The organism is Phyllobacterium sp. OV277, assembly GCF_900104355.1.
GTDB lineage: Bacteria > Pseudomonadota > Alphaproteobacteria > Rhizobiales > Rhizobiaceae > Phyllobacterium.
On record NZ_FNIY01000001.1, the window covers coordinates 51,859 to 67,980 of the forward strand.

Consider the following 16,122-nt stretch of genomic DNA (forward strand, 5'->3'; position numbering starts at 1 on the left):
GTCCCTTTTTCACGGAAATAGCGATTATTTGCCGGACTTGGATTTTTCCTGTTCGGCTTTCATCTTGTCTTCGAATTCCTTCTGACGCTTCTGGACTTCTTCCTGAAGTGTCTTCTGGCGATCTTCGATTTCCGACTGCTGCAGACCGGGGCCGTCAAAAGCCTGGCTGAAGCCAGTCAGCGCAACATTGATCGGGTTTGGCTTGTTCTGGAAATTAACTGATGTCAGCGTGAGCTGGTTGCCCTTCTTGAAGGAAGCCACCAATTCGTCCGACATGGCAACTTCAGAGATACAACGATCCGGGAAGCAGATGGCGAAATCGATCTTCTGTGTCTTGCCGCCATTGATCTGAAGTCCGACGCCCGGAGCAATCAGACGGCCCGTTGGTACGGAGACCTGGAAAATCTTGCGATTGACCTTGCCTTTAATCTCAATGAGGTTGACGGCAGTCAAAAGCTGACCGCTATCGGCCGTTACGATGTTCTGCGTGTTGCAGATATCGTTCTCTTCCTGCTTGGAGCAAACCTTGAACCAACCCTGCGGCGTTCTCTGCTGCTGCTGGGCTGATGCTGGTACTGCCGCGGCGGCAAGTAATGCAATTGCACCCGCAATGGATGCGGTTGCAGCGAATGTCTTCGGGTTGGACATGGTCAACTGGTTCCTTTCAGCGCACTTATCCGAAGTGTAACTTGATCACTAAGAATTGCTTTCTCTGGCTTGGTTACCAAATAAGGCAACAGAGTGACCCTCCGTCTCGAACGTCGTGTTACACTGCATGTTCGTGCAAATCCAGACTACTTTTAACACTGTTGTCATTTCGCGAAGATGATTACACCCGTTTGGCCGCAGAATCGTCACGAGATGGTAATCTTGTGGGCGAATCAAAGGGAAATCCCGCCGAGGGGACACAAGGTTGAGACGATGTTGAAGAGAAGTTTCCAGATTTTGGCGCTGCTGGCCGTGGCTTATTCGGCAACAAGTGCAGCTTTTGCCGAGCCAAAACATGGAATCGCCATGCGCGGTGAGCCCGCCCTGCCTGCCGATTACCAATATTTTCCCTATGTGAACCCCAACGCGCCCAAGGGCGGCTCGATCACCTATGGCGTCGTCGGTACATTCGACAGCCTGAACCCGTTTCTCGTAAAAAGCCTGCGCACGACAGCGCGCGGCATCTTCAATGACCTCCAATTCGGCAATCTCGTTTTCGAAACGCTTATGCAGCGCAGCGCCGATGAACCCTTCACCATGTATGGTCTGCTTGCCGAGACTGTTGAAACCAATGACGAGCGGACATGGGTTGAATTCACACTGAATCCGAAGGCAAAATGGTCGGATGGTGAGCCCGTCACACCTGAGGACGTTATTTTTACGTTCAATCTTTTGGCCGAAAAGGGTCTACCTCAATACAAACAGCGCATGGACCGCATCTCGAATATCGAGAAAGTCGGCAAACGCGGCATTCGTTTTACCTTCAACGACAAGGCTGACCGCGAGTTTCCGCTCGTTCTGGCTTTGATGCCGATTCTTCCCAAACACGCCATTGATCCGGAAAAATTTGACAGTTCACCACTGACACCGCCTATTGGCAGCGGCCCTTACACCATTGCAAAAATTCAGCCCGGTCAACGTATCGTCTACAAACGCAACCCCGCTTATTGGGCAGCCGATATTCCAAGCCGTCGCGGTTTCAATAATTTCGATACAGTCACCATCGAATATTTCCGTACCGAGCAGTCACAGTTTGAGGCGTTCAAAAAGGGTGTCTTTGACATCTTCATGGAGGGCGATCCAAACAAATGGGCCTCATCCTATAATTTTCCAGCCTTCAAAGACGGCCGCGTCGTTCAGGAAACGTTTGAAACGAAATCACCATCGAATGTGTTTGGCTTTGCATTCAATACGCGGCGGGAAAAGTTTGCTGACAGGGACGTGCGCGGCGCCCTTTCGATGATGTTTGATTTCGAATGGACCAATCGTAATCTCTATGCAGGCCGATATCAGCGGCTTGGCAGTTATTGGCAGGGTTCCGACCTGTCTGCCCTCGGCAAACCGGCTGATCCTACCGAACGCGCTCTTCTGGCACCCTATCCAAATGCCGTTTCACCGGATGTGATGGATGGGACATACGTGCCAGCCCAGACCGACGGTTCCGGACGCGACCGCAAGGAAATGAAGCGCGCCTACGACACTCTGGTCAGCAAGGGATATTCAATCAAAGACGAAGTGATGCTGGACCCCACGGGTATTCCGCTGACGTTTGAAATTCTCACCCGTTCCGTGGCCGAAGAACGGCTGGGCCTTGCCTATAAACGTACGCTGGAGCGCCTTGGTATCGGTGCTACAATTCGCACTGTCGATGATGCGCAATATCAAAAGCGTCTGGAAACCTTTGACTACGACATCATTCTCGGTGCCTATTCTGGCTCCCTTTCGCCCGGCTTTGAACAGACGCGCCGCTGGAGCAGCGTATCCCGGGACGTGAATGGCAGCTTCAATTATGCCGGCGTGGCTGATCCCGCTGTCGATGCTTTGATCGGCGAAATGCTGGCTGTTCGCACCCAGACGGAGTTCGAGAGCACCGTGCGGGCACTCGACAGGGTGTTGATTTCAGGAAATTATTTCGTACCTATTTACTACCAGCCCGCGCAATGGGTTGCCCGGTGGTCCTATATCAAGCATCCGGACAAGACATCTCTCATTGGCTATCAGCTCCCGACCTGGTGGTCCGACAAACGATAGGTTGAAATCATGAGCGAAAAGAAATTCACGATCGACGTTGTATCGGATGTCGTCTGCCCTTGGTGTTTTGTCGGTCGCAAGCGGCTTGAAAGTGCGCTCGCCCTCAATCCTGAACTGGATGCGACCATCAACTGGCGGCCATTTCAACTCGATCCCACTCTTCCCAAACAGGGCAAGGATCGCAATCGCTACATGACCGAAAAATTCGGCAGCAGCGATAAAATCTTCGAAGTGCATCAGCAATTGATCGAACTTGGCAAGGAAGAAGGCATTGAGTTCGACTTCGAGGCGATCGAAATCGCTCCAAATACGCTTGACGCGCATCGTCTGATCCGTTGGGCGTCGCAAGCCGGCCCTGATGTTCAGGACAGGATCGTTGGCATTCTGTTTTCCTACTATTTTGAACAGGGAAAGAATATTGGCGACCATCAGGTGTTGATTGAAGCGGCTGAAGAGGCAGGTATGGACAGCGCCATCGTGGCGAGCCTTTTGCCGACCGATGCGGACAGCGTTGGCGTGCGTCAGGAGATTGACACCGCTAACCAGATTGGCGTTCGCGGCGTTCCCTGCTTCATTCTCGACCAGAAATACGCGGTTATGGGCGCGCAATCTGCTGATGCGCTGGCCGATGCCATTCGCCAGACAGCCGATGGGTTCGAGCCTCGACCAGTCTGACAATCAAAACTGGCCGCTTATGCGGCGGCCAGTTTTGCCAATTGGGTCATCACTACAGCTGCGCCATTCAGTCGCTTTTCCGCAGTTGGCCAATCCCGCACGAATACAATGCTCTGGTCCGGGCGAATTTTAGCCATCGAGCCCTGCTCGCCGATCATTTTCACCAATGCTGCCGGATTGTTGAACGTCTTGTTGCGGAATTGGATGACAATGCCCTTCGGCCCCGCATCAAGTTTGTCGACATTGGCGCGGCGGCAAAGCGCCTTGATATAAACAATCTTGAGCAGGTGCTGCACTTCATCAGGCAAAGGCCCGAACCGGTCGATAAGCTCCGCACCAAATCCGTCAATGTCCTGCAACTCTTCCAGATCGGCCAAGCGCCGATAGAGACCAAGACGCAATTGCAGGTCAGGCACATAGGTTTCCGGGATCATCACGGCTGTTCCCACAGCAATCTGCGGCGACCAGTGACCATCATCGACCTCACCTGTGCCCTTGATCTCGGAAACGGCCTCCTCAAGCATTTGCTGATAGAGTTCGAAACCCACTTCCTTGATATGGCCCGACTGTTCTTCGCCGAGCAGATTGCCAGCACCGCGAATATCCATATCGTGGCTGGCCAGCTGAAAACCGGCACCGAGCGTATCAAGTGATTGCAAGACTTTCAGCCTGCGGTCGGCCATCTGCGTCAGCATTTTGTTTGCAGGCAGCGTGAACAACGCAAAGGCACGCTGCTTCGAGCGTCCAACCCGGCCGCGCAATTGATAAAGCTGGGCAAGACCGAACATATCGGCGCGGTGGATGATCAGCGTATTGGCCGTCGGAATATCGAGGCCGGATTCCACGATGGTTGTCGACAACAGCACATCATATTGCCCGTCATAGAAGGCATTCATGATGTCGTCGAGTTCACCGGGCGGCATTTGCCCGTGTGCGGTCGCTACTTTCAACTCCGGCACCTGCGAATCCAGAAAATCCTTGATTTCGCTTAAGTCAGAGATGCGCGGGCAGACATAAAAACTCTGACCACCACGATAACGCTCCCGCAGCAATGTCTCGCGGATGACCAGAGGATCGAATGGCGACACGAATGTGCGCACCGCCATGCGATCCACCGGCGGCGTGGTGATCAGCGACAATTCGCGAACGCCTGTCAGTGCCAGCTGCAATGTCCGCGGGATCGGTGTTGCTGAAAGCGTCAGCACATGCACATCGGATTTGAGGTCTTTCAGCCGCTCCTTGTGCTTGACGCCAAAGTGCTGCTCTTCATCGATGATCAAAAGGCCCAGATTCTTGAACTTGATCCCCGACCCAAGCAGTGCGTGGGTGCCGACGACAATATCGATCTGACCCTCGGCAATGCCCTTCTTATTCTCCGCCAATTCCTTGGAACCGACCAGCCGCGACGCCTGTGCCACATTCACAGGCAATCCCTGAAAGCGTGTCGAAAATGTCTTGTAATGCTGCCGCGATAGCAGTGTTGTCGGCACCACAACAGCCACCTGAACACCATTGAGCGCAGCGACAAAGGCAGCACGCAGCGCAACTTCCGTCTTTCCAAAGCCGACATCGCCGCAGATCAGGCGATCCATCGGCTTACCGAGTGAGAGATCGTCAATGACCGCTTCAATAGCGCGGTCCTGATCTTCCGTCTCATCATAGGGGAAACGCGCCGCAAACTCGCCGTACAGCCCCTCGGGCGGCGTGAGAACTGGCGCACCGCGCATTTGCCGCTCAGCAGCAATGCGGATCAGATGCCCGGCAATCTCAAGCAGCCGCTTCTTCAGCTTGGCCTTGCGCGCCTGCCATGCACCGCCGCCAAGCTTGTCGAGAACTGCCGTCGAGCTTTCCGAACCGAAGCGCGAGAGAAGTTCGATATTTTCAACCGGCAGGAACAGGCGATCATCACCCGCATAATGGATTTCGAGACAGTCATGCGGCGCACCTGCCGCTGTAATCGTCCGCAAACCGATAAACCGGCCGATACCGTGATCCACATGGACAACGATATCCCCTGCATTCAGCGCAGCCACCTCACTGATGAAATCCTGATCGCGCTTACGCCGCTTGGACCGGCGAATGAGCCGGTCACCCAGAATATCCTGCTCGGCGACCACAACGAGATCACCCGCATCAAAACCGGTTTCCAGAGATAGAATACCGGCGGTAATCTTGTCGCGAGCCAATGCCTTGACCGTGCGCAGGTCTTCGACCAGCTCGATCTTTTCAAGGCCATGCTCGTTCAGAACCTGAATCAGCCGGTCGCGCGATCCCTCGCTCCATGCGGCAAGCAGCACTTTTTTGCCCGCAGCGCGTTCATCGGCAATATGTTTGACCACACTATCGAAGACATTGGCGTCCTTGGCGGTGCGCTCTTCAACGAATGTTCGTCCGCGATGAGCACCCGCATGGATAACAGACCGCCCGGTTACAAACGGCGCATCGAAAGGCGAGAAATCAATCCGCATCCCGGATGAAATCGCCGCTGCTTCCACTTCTGCGGGTGTCAAATACAAAGAGCCCGGTTCCACCGGCTTGTACGGCACCGCTTCTCCGGGTTCTTTACCATCCGACTGTTTTTTGCGCGCCTCATAATGATCGACCACCATCTTATGACGTTCGGCCATGGCTTCATGCGCCAAATGGTCGAAGATGACGGGCATGTTGCCCGCATGATCAAACACGGTTTCCATGCGCTCATAGAAGAGTGGCAACCAATGCTCCATACCGGCAAAGCGGCGACCTTCCGATATGGCCTGATACAATGCGTCGTCACGTGAAGGCGCACCGAATTTCTGCACATATTGCGAGCGGAACCGGCTGATTGTCTCCGGCGAGAGCGTGATTTCGCTCATCGGCTGCATGGAAAATTCGGTTTTCTGGCTTGATGTACGCTGGGACGCGGCATCGAATGTGCGGATGGATTCGAGCGTATCGCCGAAGAAATCAAGCCTTAGCGGCTCTTCGGCTCCCGGCACGAAAAGATCAAGAATACCACCGCGTACGGCATATTCGCCGACATCGCGCACGGTTGAAACGCGCTCAAACCCATTGTTTTCAAGGCGTTGAACAAGCGCATTCATGTCAATTCTATTGCCGGGCTTGGCGAGAAACAGCTGCTCAGCCAACACTTTACGCGGGGGTAGCTTTTGCAGCACCGCATTGGCGGTCGCCAGAATGACACCCGGATGTTTTTGATCACGAAGGGAAGCAAGGCCAGCCAGAGCCGCCAGCCGCCGCGCCGCCGTATCGGAACCGGGTGATACCCGATCATAGGGCAGGCAGTCCCAGCCGGGCAGTTGCAGCACCGGCAGATCAGGCTGCACGAAATTTAGCACCTGTTCGATATCGGCGACGCGCTGGCCATCGCTGGCAATAAACAGCACCGGACCGCCCGCACCCGCTTCGGCAACCACCTTGGCCAGCGTAAAGGCTTCATAGCCGTCAACCACGCCGTCAATGACGACATGTCCATTGATATCCGGTTTCAGTCCGAGTTTGGAAAAGGCAGTCATATCTGATCAGAATTTCATTGTGTTGCGAGAAGCCACGATCCTGTGAAAGATCGGCGTATCATATTCGGCGGGAACGTCAGCCTCCCCGGTAACCCATTTGAGCAGGTCGCGGTCGAGCGCTTCCATCAGTTCTTCATACTGATCAAGTTCCAGCTCCGTCAGGCTTTCAATATGCGCATCGGCAAATTGCCCGAGAATCAGATCCATCTCGCGCATGCCGCGATGCCAGGAACGAAACAGGATTTTGCGCTGTCTTGGTGGCAGATCAACTGTTGAACGACTGCTTCCGGTCATGGACAGTCTCCCTTGGAATATCATGAAAAGGCTTCGGCTGGGCGGGAAGCCATAGGATTGCGGCTGGGTATAGCGTGCATTGAGGCCGCTGTCAGCCTTGCAACGCGCTTTGAAGACGTTAAACCTAGGGAATGCGTCCATCTTTGCTTGATCCCCTGTTTGCTTCCGTACGCTCGCTTCCCGGTATCGGACCGAAAGTGACGGGCCTGCTTGCCACTTTGCTCGGAACCCAGCCACCCGGAACCGAACCGCGCGTCGGCAATCTCGTTTATCTGCCGCCCAACAGCGTTATCGACAGGCGCAATCGCCCGGGAATCGCCTACGCGCCTGAGGGTGCCATTGTCACGCTGGAAGTCCGCATTGATCGCCACCAGCCGGCACCAAAGGGACGCGGTAATGTGCCCCACCGCGTTTTTGCCCATGACGATACCGGGGAAATCGGCCTTGTCTTTTTTCATGCCAAACTCGCATGGCTGGAAAATATCATGCCCGTCGGTGAGACAGTCATCGTTTCCGGGCGCATTGAATGGTTCAATGGGAGACCGACCATGGTTCACCCGGATCATATAGCCGCTATTGCCGACGCCGCATCGCTGCCACTGGTCGAACCTGTTTATCCCCTGACCGCTGGCCTTTCGCCCAAAGTGCTGGCGCGGGGCGTACAGGAAGCTTTGGTGCGAGCACCTGACATGCCTGAGTGGATCGAGGAACCGGTTCTTGCCAAACATGCCTTTCCCACGCACCGGCAGGCGCTTGAAACGATACATCGGCCGCAAGACCCCACGGATATCGCTCTTGATCACCCGGCGCGCCAGCGTCTCGCCTATGATGAGTTTCTGGCCGGTCAGTTGGCACTCGCCTTGGTTCGCCTCAAAACGCGGCGTCTGTCAGGCCGCAAACTGGAAGGCGATGGAAGTCTCAAGGCAGAGATTATTGCTGCATTGCCCTATGCGCTGACTGGCAGCCAGCAGCAGGCAATCAAGGAAATCATCGCCGATCTGCGCGAACCGGAACGGATGCTCCGATTGCTGCAAGGCGATGTGGGCTCCGGCAAAACCATCGTTGGATTGCTCGCCATGGCCCATGCGGCGGAATCAGGCGGGCAATCGGCTCTGATGGTACCCACTGAAGTTTTGGCCCGGCAGCATTATGCGACGATAGCTCCCTTGGCTGCAAAAGCTGGCCTTCGCGCAGCATTGTTGACAGGCCGGGAAAAAGGTCGTGAGCGCGAGGATATATTGGAAGGTCTGCGTTCAGGCGCGATCCATATCATCATCGGCACCCATGCGCTCTTTCAGGAAAAGGTTAGTTATCACGACTTAGTCTTTGTAATCATTGATGAACAGCACCGCTTCGGTGTTCATCAGCGGCTGCTGCTTCAATCCAAAGGCTCGGCCCCTGATATGCTCGTCATGACCGCAACTCCTATCCCGCGCACACTGGTTCTGACTGCCTTTGGTGACATGGATGTATCAAAGCTGACTGAAAAACCAGCTGGACGCCGCCCGATCACCACTGCGATTCTGCCGATGGAGCGATTAAGCGAACTGGTAGACCGTATGCGCCGGGCGATCGCCGACGGCCAGAAGATTTACTGGATCTGCCCGCTGGTTGAAGAATCCGAACTGGTTGATCTGGTTTCCGCCGAAGAGCGCTTTCAAGCGCTGCAACCATTGCTAGGCAATCAGATCGGTCTGGTGCATGGTCGCATGAGCGGACCGGAAAAAGATGCGGCTATGCTCGCCTTCAAGAATGGTGAAACACGCCTTTTGATCGCAACGACAGTTGTTGAAGTGGGTGTTGATGTTCCCGATGCCACGATTATCGTTATCGAACACGCGGAACGCTTCGGCCTTGCCCAGTTGCATCAGCTGCGCGGGCGCGTTGGACGCGGCGACAAACCTTCCACCTGCCTTCTACTCTACAAGGGACCGTTAGGCGAAGTTGCCCGTGCGCGGCTGGAGATCATGCGCGAGACGGAAGACGGCTTTAGAATCGCCGAGGAAGACCTGAAACTGCGTGGTGAAGGCGAATTGCTGGGCACCCGGCAATCCGGCACACCGGGTTTTCGGCTTGCAAGTATTGAAGCCCATCAGGAGTTTCTGGAAATCGCCCGCAAGGATGCGCGTTATATTCTCGGACGCGACCCGGAACTGCAAAGCGCGCGCGGCGAAGCTTTGCGCGTTCTGCTTTATCTCTTCGAACGCGACGAGGCCGTGCGGCTTCTTCGCGCGGGATAGATCATTCCACCGTTACCGATTTCGCCAGATTGCGCGGCTGATCCACGTCCGTGCCCATGAACACAGCCGTATAGTAGGCCAGCATCTGGATAGGCAGGGCGTAGATGATCGGTGTGATGATCTCGGGCATATCAGGCAGAATAACCGTATGCATGGTCTTCAACGTACTGGCCGCAGCGCCGCGTGAATCGGTAATCAGAATGATCTTGCCACCACGAGCCGCTACTTCCTGCATATTCGAGACTGTTTTTTCAAACCAACGATCATAGGGCGCAATGACGATGACCGGCATGTGTTCATCGATCAGCGCGATGGGACCATGCTTCAACTCGCCCGCCGCATAGCCTTCCGCATGAATATAGGAAATTTCCTTGAGTTTCAGCGCGCCTTCAAGAGCCAGCGGGAAGCTCGTGCCACGGCCGAGATAAAGCGCGTGCTTGACCTGCGACAGATCGCGGCTGATAGCCTCCATCTGTTGTTCCAGCTTCAATGCCTGCGTCGCATAACGCGGAATTTCGGAAAGCTCATGCACAAGACGGCGCTCATCATCAGCAGAAATGGTGCCGCGCATCTTGCCCGCTGTCACCGCCAATGAAGCAAGCGTTGCCAACTGGCATGTGAACGCCTTCGTCGAGGCAACCCCGACTTCCGGACCAGCCAGCGTCGGGAAAATCGAATCGGACTCGCGCGCCATGGTCGATTCTTTAACATTGACCACGGAGCCGATCTTCAGCCCTTGCTGCTTGCAATAGCGCAGCGATGCCAAAGTGTCCGCGGTTTCGCCCGACTGCGAAACGAACAAGGCAAGACTATCTTTCGACAATGGCATTTCGCGATAGCGGAATTCCGACGCGACATCGATATCAACCGGGAGCCGGGCAATCTGCTCAAACCAGTATTTGCCGATCAGGCCGGCATAATAGGCTGTGCCGCATGCCGATGCCGCGATCCGGTCGATCTTGGCGAAATCAACGGGAACCGCATCAGTGCGAATGGTACCCTTGGAAAAATCAAGGTAATTGGCCAGCGTATGGGAAATAACCTCCGGCTGCTCGTGGATTTCCTTTTCCATGAAGTGGCGGCGATTGCCCTTGCTGACGAGAAACGCCGTACCAGCAGATTTTTCGATCCGGCGTTTAACAGCCATGCCGCTTTCATCATAGATCGCCACACTGTTGCGCGTTAGCACGGCCCAGTCACCGTCCTCAAGATAGGACAGTGTGTCGGTGAAAGGAGCAAGCGCAATGGCGTCCGAGCCCAGATACATCTCGCCGTCGCCATAACCCACAGCGAGCGGCGGTCCATTGCGGGCGGCAATCAGCAGATCCTCCTCACCCTTGAACATAATGGCAATGGCAAAGGCACCGCGCAGTTCCGGCAAGCTCTGGCGAACCGCTTCAACAGGGGAAAGCCCACGATCGAGCGCACGCGTCACCAGATGGGCAACGGTTTCCGTATCGGTTTCAGTTTCAAAGACATAGCCGTCTTTCTCCAGCATGCTGCGCAGCTCGGCAAAATTCTCGATAATGCCATTATGAATGACAGCAAGACGCGGCGTTGTATGCGGATGCGCATTGCGCACGGTCGGCGCACCATGCGTGGCCCAGCGTGTATGACCGATACCGATTGTGCCGCTGAGCGGTTGTTCTTTCAGAAGATTGTCCAGATTGACGAGCTTGCCCTCGGCGCGGCGCCGGTCAAGCACGCCTTTGTTGAGTGTCGCAACACCGGCGGAATCATAACCGCGATATTCCAGACGTTTCAGCGCATCCACCAGCAATGGCGCAACCTGTTCGCGTCCGATGATTCCAACAATTCCGCACATAGAAAGCTCCGATGGCTCAGGGTCTCGATTTCTTCTTGCCTATGGCAAACTTACGCCGGGAAGAAGGCTGGTTACAATTCAGTCTTTAGCATGAAGCAGAATGGGCTATTCCGCTTTCTTGGCTTTTTTCTGCGCGGCATAACGCTCGCGCAATAGCACAGCCCGCCCTTCCTTGATGACCTGATGTGCCCGGCCAAATGCCAGCGCGTCGTCTGGTACATTCTGCGTAATTACACTGCCAGATGCCACATAGGCATTGTCACCAACTGAAACAGGCGCGACCAGCGAGCTATTGGAGCCGATAAAGGCACCAGCCCCGATCTGCGTCAAAGCTTTGTTGTAGCCGTCGTAATTGCAGGTGATCGCACCAGCTCCGATATTGGCACCGGCGCCCACATTCGCATCCCCAAGATAACTTAGATGACTGACCTTGGCACCTGCCCCGACTTTGGCATTCTTCACTTCTACGAAATTTCCGATCTTGGCATTTACCGCGAGATCGGCGCCTGGCCGCAAACGTGCAAATGGCCCTACCATTGCTCGCGGACCAATATGTGCACCTTCCAGATGCGAAAAGGCATGAATGACGGCACCAGTCGCAATCGAAACGCCGGGACCAAAGACGATATTCGGCTCCAATACTACATCTGATTCAATCAAGGTATCGTAGGCAAAAAACACTGTTTCGGGTGCTTGAATGCTCACACCGGCCAGCATCATTGCGCGCCGCTTGCGGTTCTGCCAGATAGCTTCGGCTTCAGCCAGTTCCACACGCGTATTGATGCCAATAATATTCTCAACCGGAATTTCAATCGCGACTGCCAATTTGCCAACACCATTGGCGATTTCGACCACATCGGTCAGATAATACTCGCCCTTGGCATTGGCATTCCCGACCTTGTCCAGAAGTTGCAAGGCGCTGTCACCGCGCAGGGCCATAAAGCCACCATTGCAGAAACCGATTTTCTTCTCGTCATCACTGGTATCCTTGTCTTCGCGAATGGCGAGAAGTTTACCGTTTTCTTCGATGAGACGACCATAACCGGCTGGATTTTCGGGCCGGAAGCCCATGATAACGACATCGGCGCCATCCTCAAGCTTGGCGCGTGCCTGATCCAGCGCTGCTGTTTCAATGAGTGGTGTATCGCCAAACACGACAAGAATATCGTCATAGCCGCGCGCTATAGCATCACGCGCCGCAAGCACGGCATGGGCTGTTCCCAGCCGCTCCTTCTGTTCATGCACCGTCACATTTGAAACAACTGATTTCACTGCGTCGCGAACAGCATCGCCCTCGCGGCCAACCACGAGCGCAATGTCACCACTGCCAGCACTATGAACTGCCTTGGCCACATGAGCGACGATAGGCAGCCCGGCAATCGGGTGAAGCACTTTCGGTAGCGCCGATTTCATGCGCGTGCCCTCACCGGCGGCAAGAATAACCGAGAGGCAGGTACGTGATGTCATTGTCAGAATTCCGAATCCGTTTTGGCTAAGCACAGTCTTATGCCTGATCGTGGCATAATCCCGGTTGCCAATGCATGAACAATTTCCGTTTCTTTAGCCGAGTTGGCCAAGGATTGGAAATGTTTCAAGCAGCCAGAACGAGAATGTCTGCAATCCACCGGTCAGGAACAGAACACCTGTTGCCACAAGCAGCCCGCCCATCACCTTTTCCACTTTGCCGAGATGCATACGGAAACGCGTGAGGAAGCGCATGAAATAGCCGGAGAACAAGGCTGCTATAATAAACGGAATACCAAGACCAAGCGAATAGACTGCGAGCAGCAATGCTCCGTCCGAGACCGTATCACGACCGCCTGCAAGCGCGAGGATTGGTCCCAGAACAGGCCCAATGCAGGGCGTCCAGCCAAATGCAAAGGCAAGGCCCATCACATAGGCTGCCAGCGGATTGGCCGGTTTGCCCTTGGTCTGGAACCGCGCTTCACGCGACAGGAACGCCAGACGAAATACGCCGAGGAAATTCAACCCCATCAGGATAATGACGATACCGGCAGCAATTGCGATTTCCTGCTGCCACATGCGCAGCAACCCGCCAATCGTCGAAGCACCCGCCCCCAGCAATACAAACACAGTCGAAAAACCAAGGACAAAGCAGAATGACGACAGCAGCAGGGCCTGCCGAACCGGAGAAACACGTGCTGCGGGCTGATCCGAACGGAAATCCTCCACGGTAACGCCAGCCATATAGCAGAGATAGGGCGGCACCAATGGCAGGACGCAAGGGGACAGGAAGGACAGCGCACCGGCACCGGCGGCGGTCAGATAGGAGACATCAAGCGCCATATGCGCTCCTCGTTTGGCATTACAATTTCAACTTGTGGTGCCATAGGCCGAATCCCCCGCAAATTCCAATCACCTTTTCGCCAGTTCTGCGCACAATCCTCCCTTCACTTCCGATTTTAAGGGCGTCATATCCGTGTGAAACGGCTTCATTGCTCAAAAAAACCGTGGAACCTGTAAAAACAAGGCTCAATGTTGCAAAAACAGTGCACAATAGCTGTTGACCGATGCCAAAGTCATCCCTATGTTCCGCCGCACTTCCCAAGGGTTAGCGCAAGCGTCTTCCCTGACTGGGAGCGCGTAGCTCAGCCGGTAGAGCAACTGACTTTTAATCAGTAGGTCCGGGGTTCGAACCCCCGCGCGCTCACCACCTCTCCAGACAATTCCCTGAAATTTTGGCGACTATTCAGTGTGCAGTTCTGTGCGCCGATTGGCGATCACCGTTTCCGGGGGGACAAGCGTGGGCCTATACCGAAGTGACCGGCGGCAGTAATATGCATACCGTACCGTGAACGACGCGGTCACTGAGGGTCAAAACAAAATGAACGGGAACACCAAGGACAAGAATAAAGCACTGATCAGGCTCGTTTACGAGAAAACACGAAACGGCGGGCCGCAATCAACCGCACCTTTACTCGATAGTGAATTCGTCGCCCGTATTGGCGATAGCGTACCTTGGGGCGGTGTTTACAAGGGCCCGGATCATTATCTTGGCACATGCGTACGGCAATATTCTCTCTATCTTGAGCCGACATCCGTCGTCTATGAAACTCTGAATTCCCAGGATGACGAGGTACACGCTCTCGTTCACCTCAAGATGCATGAAGGCGACGCCACCGTACCTTTCCTCCATACATGGACAGTGCGCGGCGATAAGGTCACCCATCTGAATTCCGTGTGCCTGCAACCCAGCCTTCTGTCAGCCCCAATATTGTCGGCCCGCAGAAAACGGCCAAAGCGATTGCAGCTTTATGAGCGCCTGATGCTGGTCAAACGGCGGCAAAGCATGTGAGACTCAATCAACGGTATTAAAAGGCGCTGATTTCAGTCTTCGTAGGCGGCACTGAAAATATGTGCATCGCACCCTGTCGAATTATCCATCTTTGCTCTAGATTTTCGTGGTTCCGGCACTCCAGCAATCATGATTTCCCCAAAGCACAGGATGAATAATGACCAGTAACCTCCTCGTCCGCCCCGTTAGCCGTCAGGATTACGATCAATGGCTACCGCTGTGGGATGGTTATAACGCATTTTATGGCCGTTCAGGTCCGACTGCCCTGGCACCGGAAATCACGCGGATGACATGGGAGCGATTCTTCGATGCCTACGAGCCCGTGAACGCCCTCGTCGCCGAAAGCGATGGAAATCTTCTGGGTCTGACGCATTATATTTTTCACCGAAGCACCACCTCGATTGCGCCAAACTGCTACTTGCAGGATCTGTTCACCAACGAAGCCGCGCGGGGCAAGGGCGTCGGCAGGGCTTTGATCAACGGCGTTTATGAGCGCGCGCAGTTGGCAGGATCGCCGCGTGTATATTGGCTCACACATGAAACCAATCACACTGCCATGCAGCTCTACAACAAGGTGGCCGAGCATTCAGGGTTCGTCGTTTATCGCAAGTTTCTTTGACAAACTTTACCGCAGTATCGGGGCCAACAAGGTTACTGCACAAGCTTTTCCCGCAGGAAGAGCCCCAATTCCTTGGTAATCTTGGACGGCTCCTTGGCCATAAACAGGCCGAAGTCGGCGCTTGGCGCTGACGGCAGCTTGTGTCCTGAGTCAATCGTTTCGCAATCGGTTGGAATACTCTCGGGCAACATCAGGCTATATCCAAGCCCGGCCCGCAATGCTCCGATCAGAGCGCCATAGCTCGACACCCGGCAAGCCACAGACCATTCCACACCGGCACTGGCAAAAGCCACACTTGTCTTATCCTGCCATGTGCATGAGCCCTCAAACACAATGAGAGGGACTGCATCGCCCTCAGCCACATCGATCAACCGGCTTCCACTCCAAACCAGCTGTCGCGACCAATGAAAGAACGGCACAATCGAAAATCGCGATGGATCGGCAATCACGATGTCGAGTTTCTCGTTTTGCAAGCTTTGGCTGAGTTCGCCACTATGTGCCGTGACCAGATCAAGTTCAACCTGCGGAAACCGCTTGCGAAACTCCGCCAGAAGGATGGGCAGGCGCGTCACCACGAGATCTTCAATCAGCCCAAGCTTTACACGGCCAACAAGCTGCCGTCCTTCGATTTGCAGACGTGCATCTTCACCAAGCGCGATGAGCTTGCGTGCATAAGCCACGAGAACCTGGCCAGAATCGGTCAGCGAGACACCGCGCGAAGTGCGATTGAGAAGTTGCACGCCGAGATCAACCTCCAATCGCTTGATCTGCATGCTCACCGCTGCCTGCGTGCGTGACAAACGTTCGGCGGCTCCGCTGACAGTGCCGGTTTCAGCAACCACAATGAGTGCTCGCAAAAGATGCGGATCAAGATTCAAGTCCATCAATATTCCTTATAT

The 16,122-nt window shown here is 54.7% G+C and carries 12 protein-coding genes and 1 tRNA gene; 6 read left to right on the top strand and 7 right to left on the bottom strand.

Annotated features, from left to right (window positions below):
- Positions 1-24: 24 nt before the first annotated feature.
- The gene (locus tag BLU05_RS00295) at positions 25-648 is read right to left on the bottom strand and encodes an invasion associated locus B family protein (protein WP_091876890.1); all 624 of its coding nucleotides are present in this window, start codon (positions 646-648) and stop codon (positions 25-27) included.
- A 273-nt stretch (positions 649-921) separates the two neighbouring features.
- Here BLU05_RS00295 and BLU05_RS00300 point away from each other — a divergent pair, with 273 nt between their 5' ends.
- Entirely contained in the window at positions 922-2,739 is a 1,818-nt protein-coding gene (locus BLU05_RS00300; protein ID WP_091876892.1) for an extracellular solute-binding protein, read from the top strand.
- Between the two features lie 9 nt (positions 2,740-2,748).
- Positions 2,749-3,414, top strand: coding sequence for a DsbA family oxidoreductase (locus BLU05_RS00305; protein WP_091876894.1), 666 nt, complete (start codon positions 2,749-2,751; stop codon positions 3,412-3,414).
- A gap of 17 nt (positions 3,415-3,431) precedes the next feature.
- Here the strand turns inward: BLU05_RS00305 and mfd are convergent, their stop codons facing one another.
- On the bottom strand, positions 3,432-6,929 hold the full coding sequence (mfd, locus tag BLU05_RS00310) for a transcription-repair coupling factor (protein ID WP_091876896.1): 3,498 nt from the start codon (positions 6,927-6,929) through the stop codon (positions 3,432-3,434).
- Between the two features lie 6 nt (positions 6,930-6,935).
- A complete protein-coding gene (locus BLU05_RS00315; RefSeq protein ID WP_091876898.1) occupies positions 6,936-7,223 on the bottom strand; it encodes an FAD assembly factor SdhE in 288 nt (95 codons plus the stop codon).
- A 131-nt stretch (positions 7,224-7,354) separates the two neighbouring features.
- Here BLU05_RS00315 and recG point away from each other — a divergent pair, with 131 nt between their 5' ends.
- Complete coding sequence (gene recG, locus BLU05_RS00320; RefSeq protein WP_091876899.1) at positions 7,355-9,463, top strand: ATP-dependent DNA helicase RecG; 2,109 nt, start codon at positions 7,355-7,357, stop codon at positions 9,461-9,463.
- Position 9,464: 1 nt separating this feature from the next.
- Here the strand turns inward: recG and glmS are convergent, their stop codons facing one another.
- The 3 genes from glmS to BLU05_RS00335 form a co-directional block, all read right to left on the bottom strand.
- Entirely contained in the window at positions 9,465-11,288 is a 1,824-nt protein-coding gene (gene glmS, locus BLU05_RS00325) for a glutamine--fructose-6-phosphate transaminase (isomerizing) (RefSeq protein WP_091876901.1), read from the bottom strand.
- Positions 11,289-11,393: 105 nt separating this feature from the next.
- A complete protein-coding gene (glmU, locus tag BLU05_RS00330) occupies positions 11,394-12,755 on the bottom strand; it encodes a bifunctional UDP-N-acetylglucosamine diphosphorylase/glucosamine-1-phosphate N-acetyltransferase GlmU (protein ID WP_091876903.1) in 1,362 nt (453 codons plus the stop codon).
- Positions 12,756-12,848: 93 nt separating this feature from the next.
- Positions 12,849-13,595: a cytochrome c biogenesis CcdA family protein gene (locus BLU05_RS00335; protein WP_091876904.1), complete on the bottom strand. Its 747-nt coding sequence runs from the start codon at positions 13,593-13,595 to the stop codon at positions 12,849-12,851.
- A gap of 291 nt (positions 13,596-13,886) precedes the next feature.
- Here BLU05_RS00335 and BLU05_RS00340 point away from each other — a divergent pair.
- The 3 genes from BLU05_RS00340 to BLU05_RS00350 all read left to right on the top strand — a co-directional run bounded on the left by BLU05_RS00340 (position 13,887) and on the right by BLU05_RS00350 (position 15,223).
- Positions 13,887-13,962 (top strand) — tRNA-Lys (locus tag BLU05_RS00340).
- A gap of 171 nt (positions 13,963-14,133) precedes the next feature.
- A complete protein-coding gene (locus tag BLU05_RS00345) occupies positions 14,134-14,604 on the top strand; it encodes a hypothetical protein (RefSeq protein ID WP_091876906.1) in 471 nt (156 codons plus the stop codon).
- A gap of 157 nt (positions 14,605-14,761) precedes the next feature.
- Complete coding sequence (locus BLU05_RS00350; protein ID WP_091876908.1) at positions 14,762-15,223, top strand: GNAT family N-acetyltransferase; 462 nt, start codon at positions 14,762-14,764, stop codon at positions 15,221-15,223.
- Positions 15,224-15,255: 32 nt separating this feature from the next.
- Here the strand turns inward: BLU05_RS00350 and BLU05_RS00355 are convergent, their stop codons facing one another.
- Entirely contained in the window at positions 15,256-16,107 is an 852-nt protein-coding gene (locus tag BLU05_RS00355; RefSeq protein WP_091876910.1) for a LysR family transcriptional regulator, read from the bottom strand.
- Positions 16,108-16,122 lie beyond the last annotated feature (15 nt).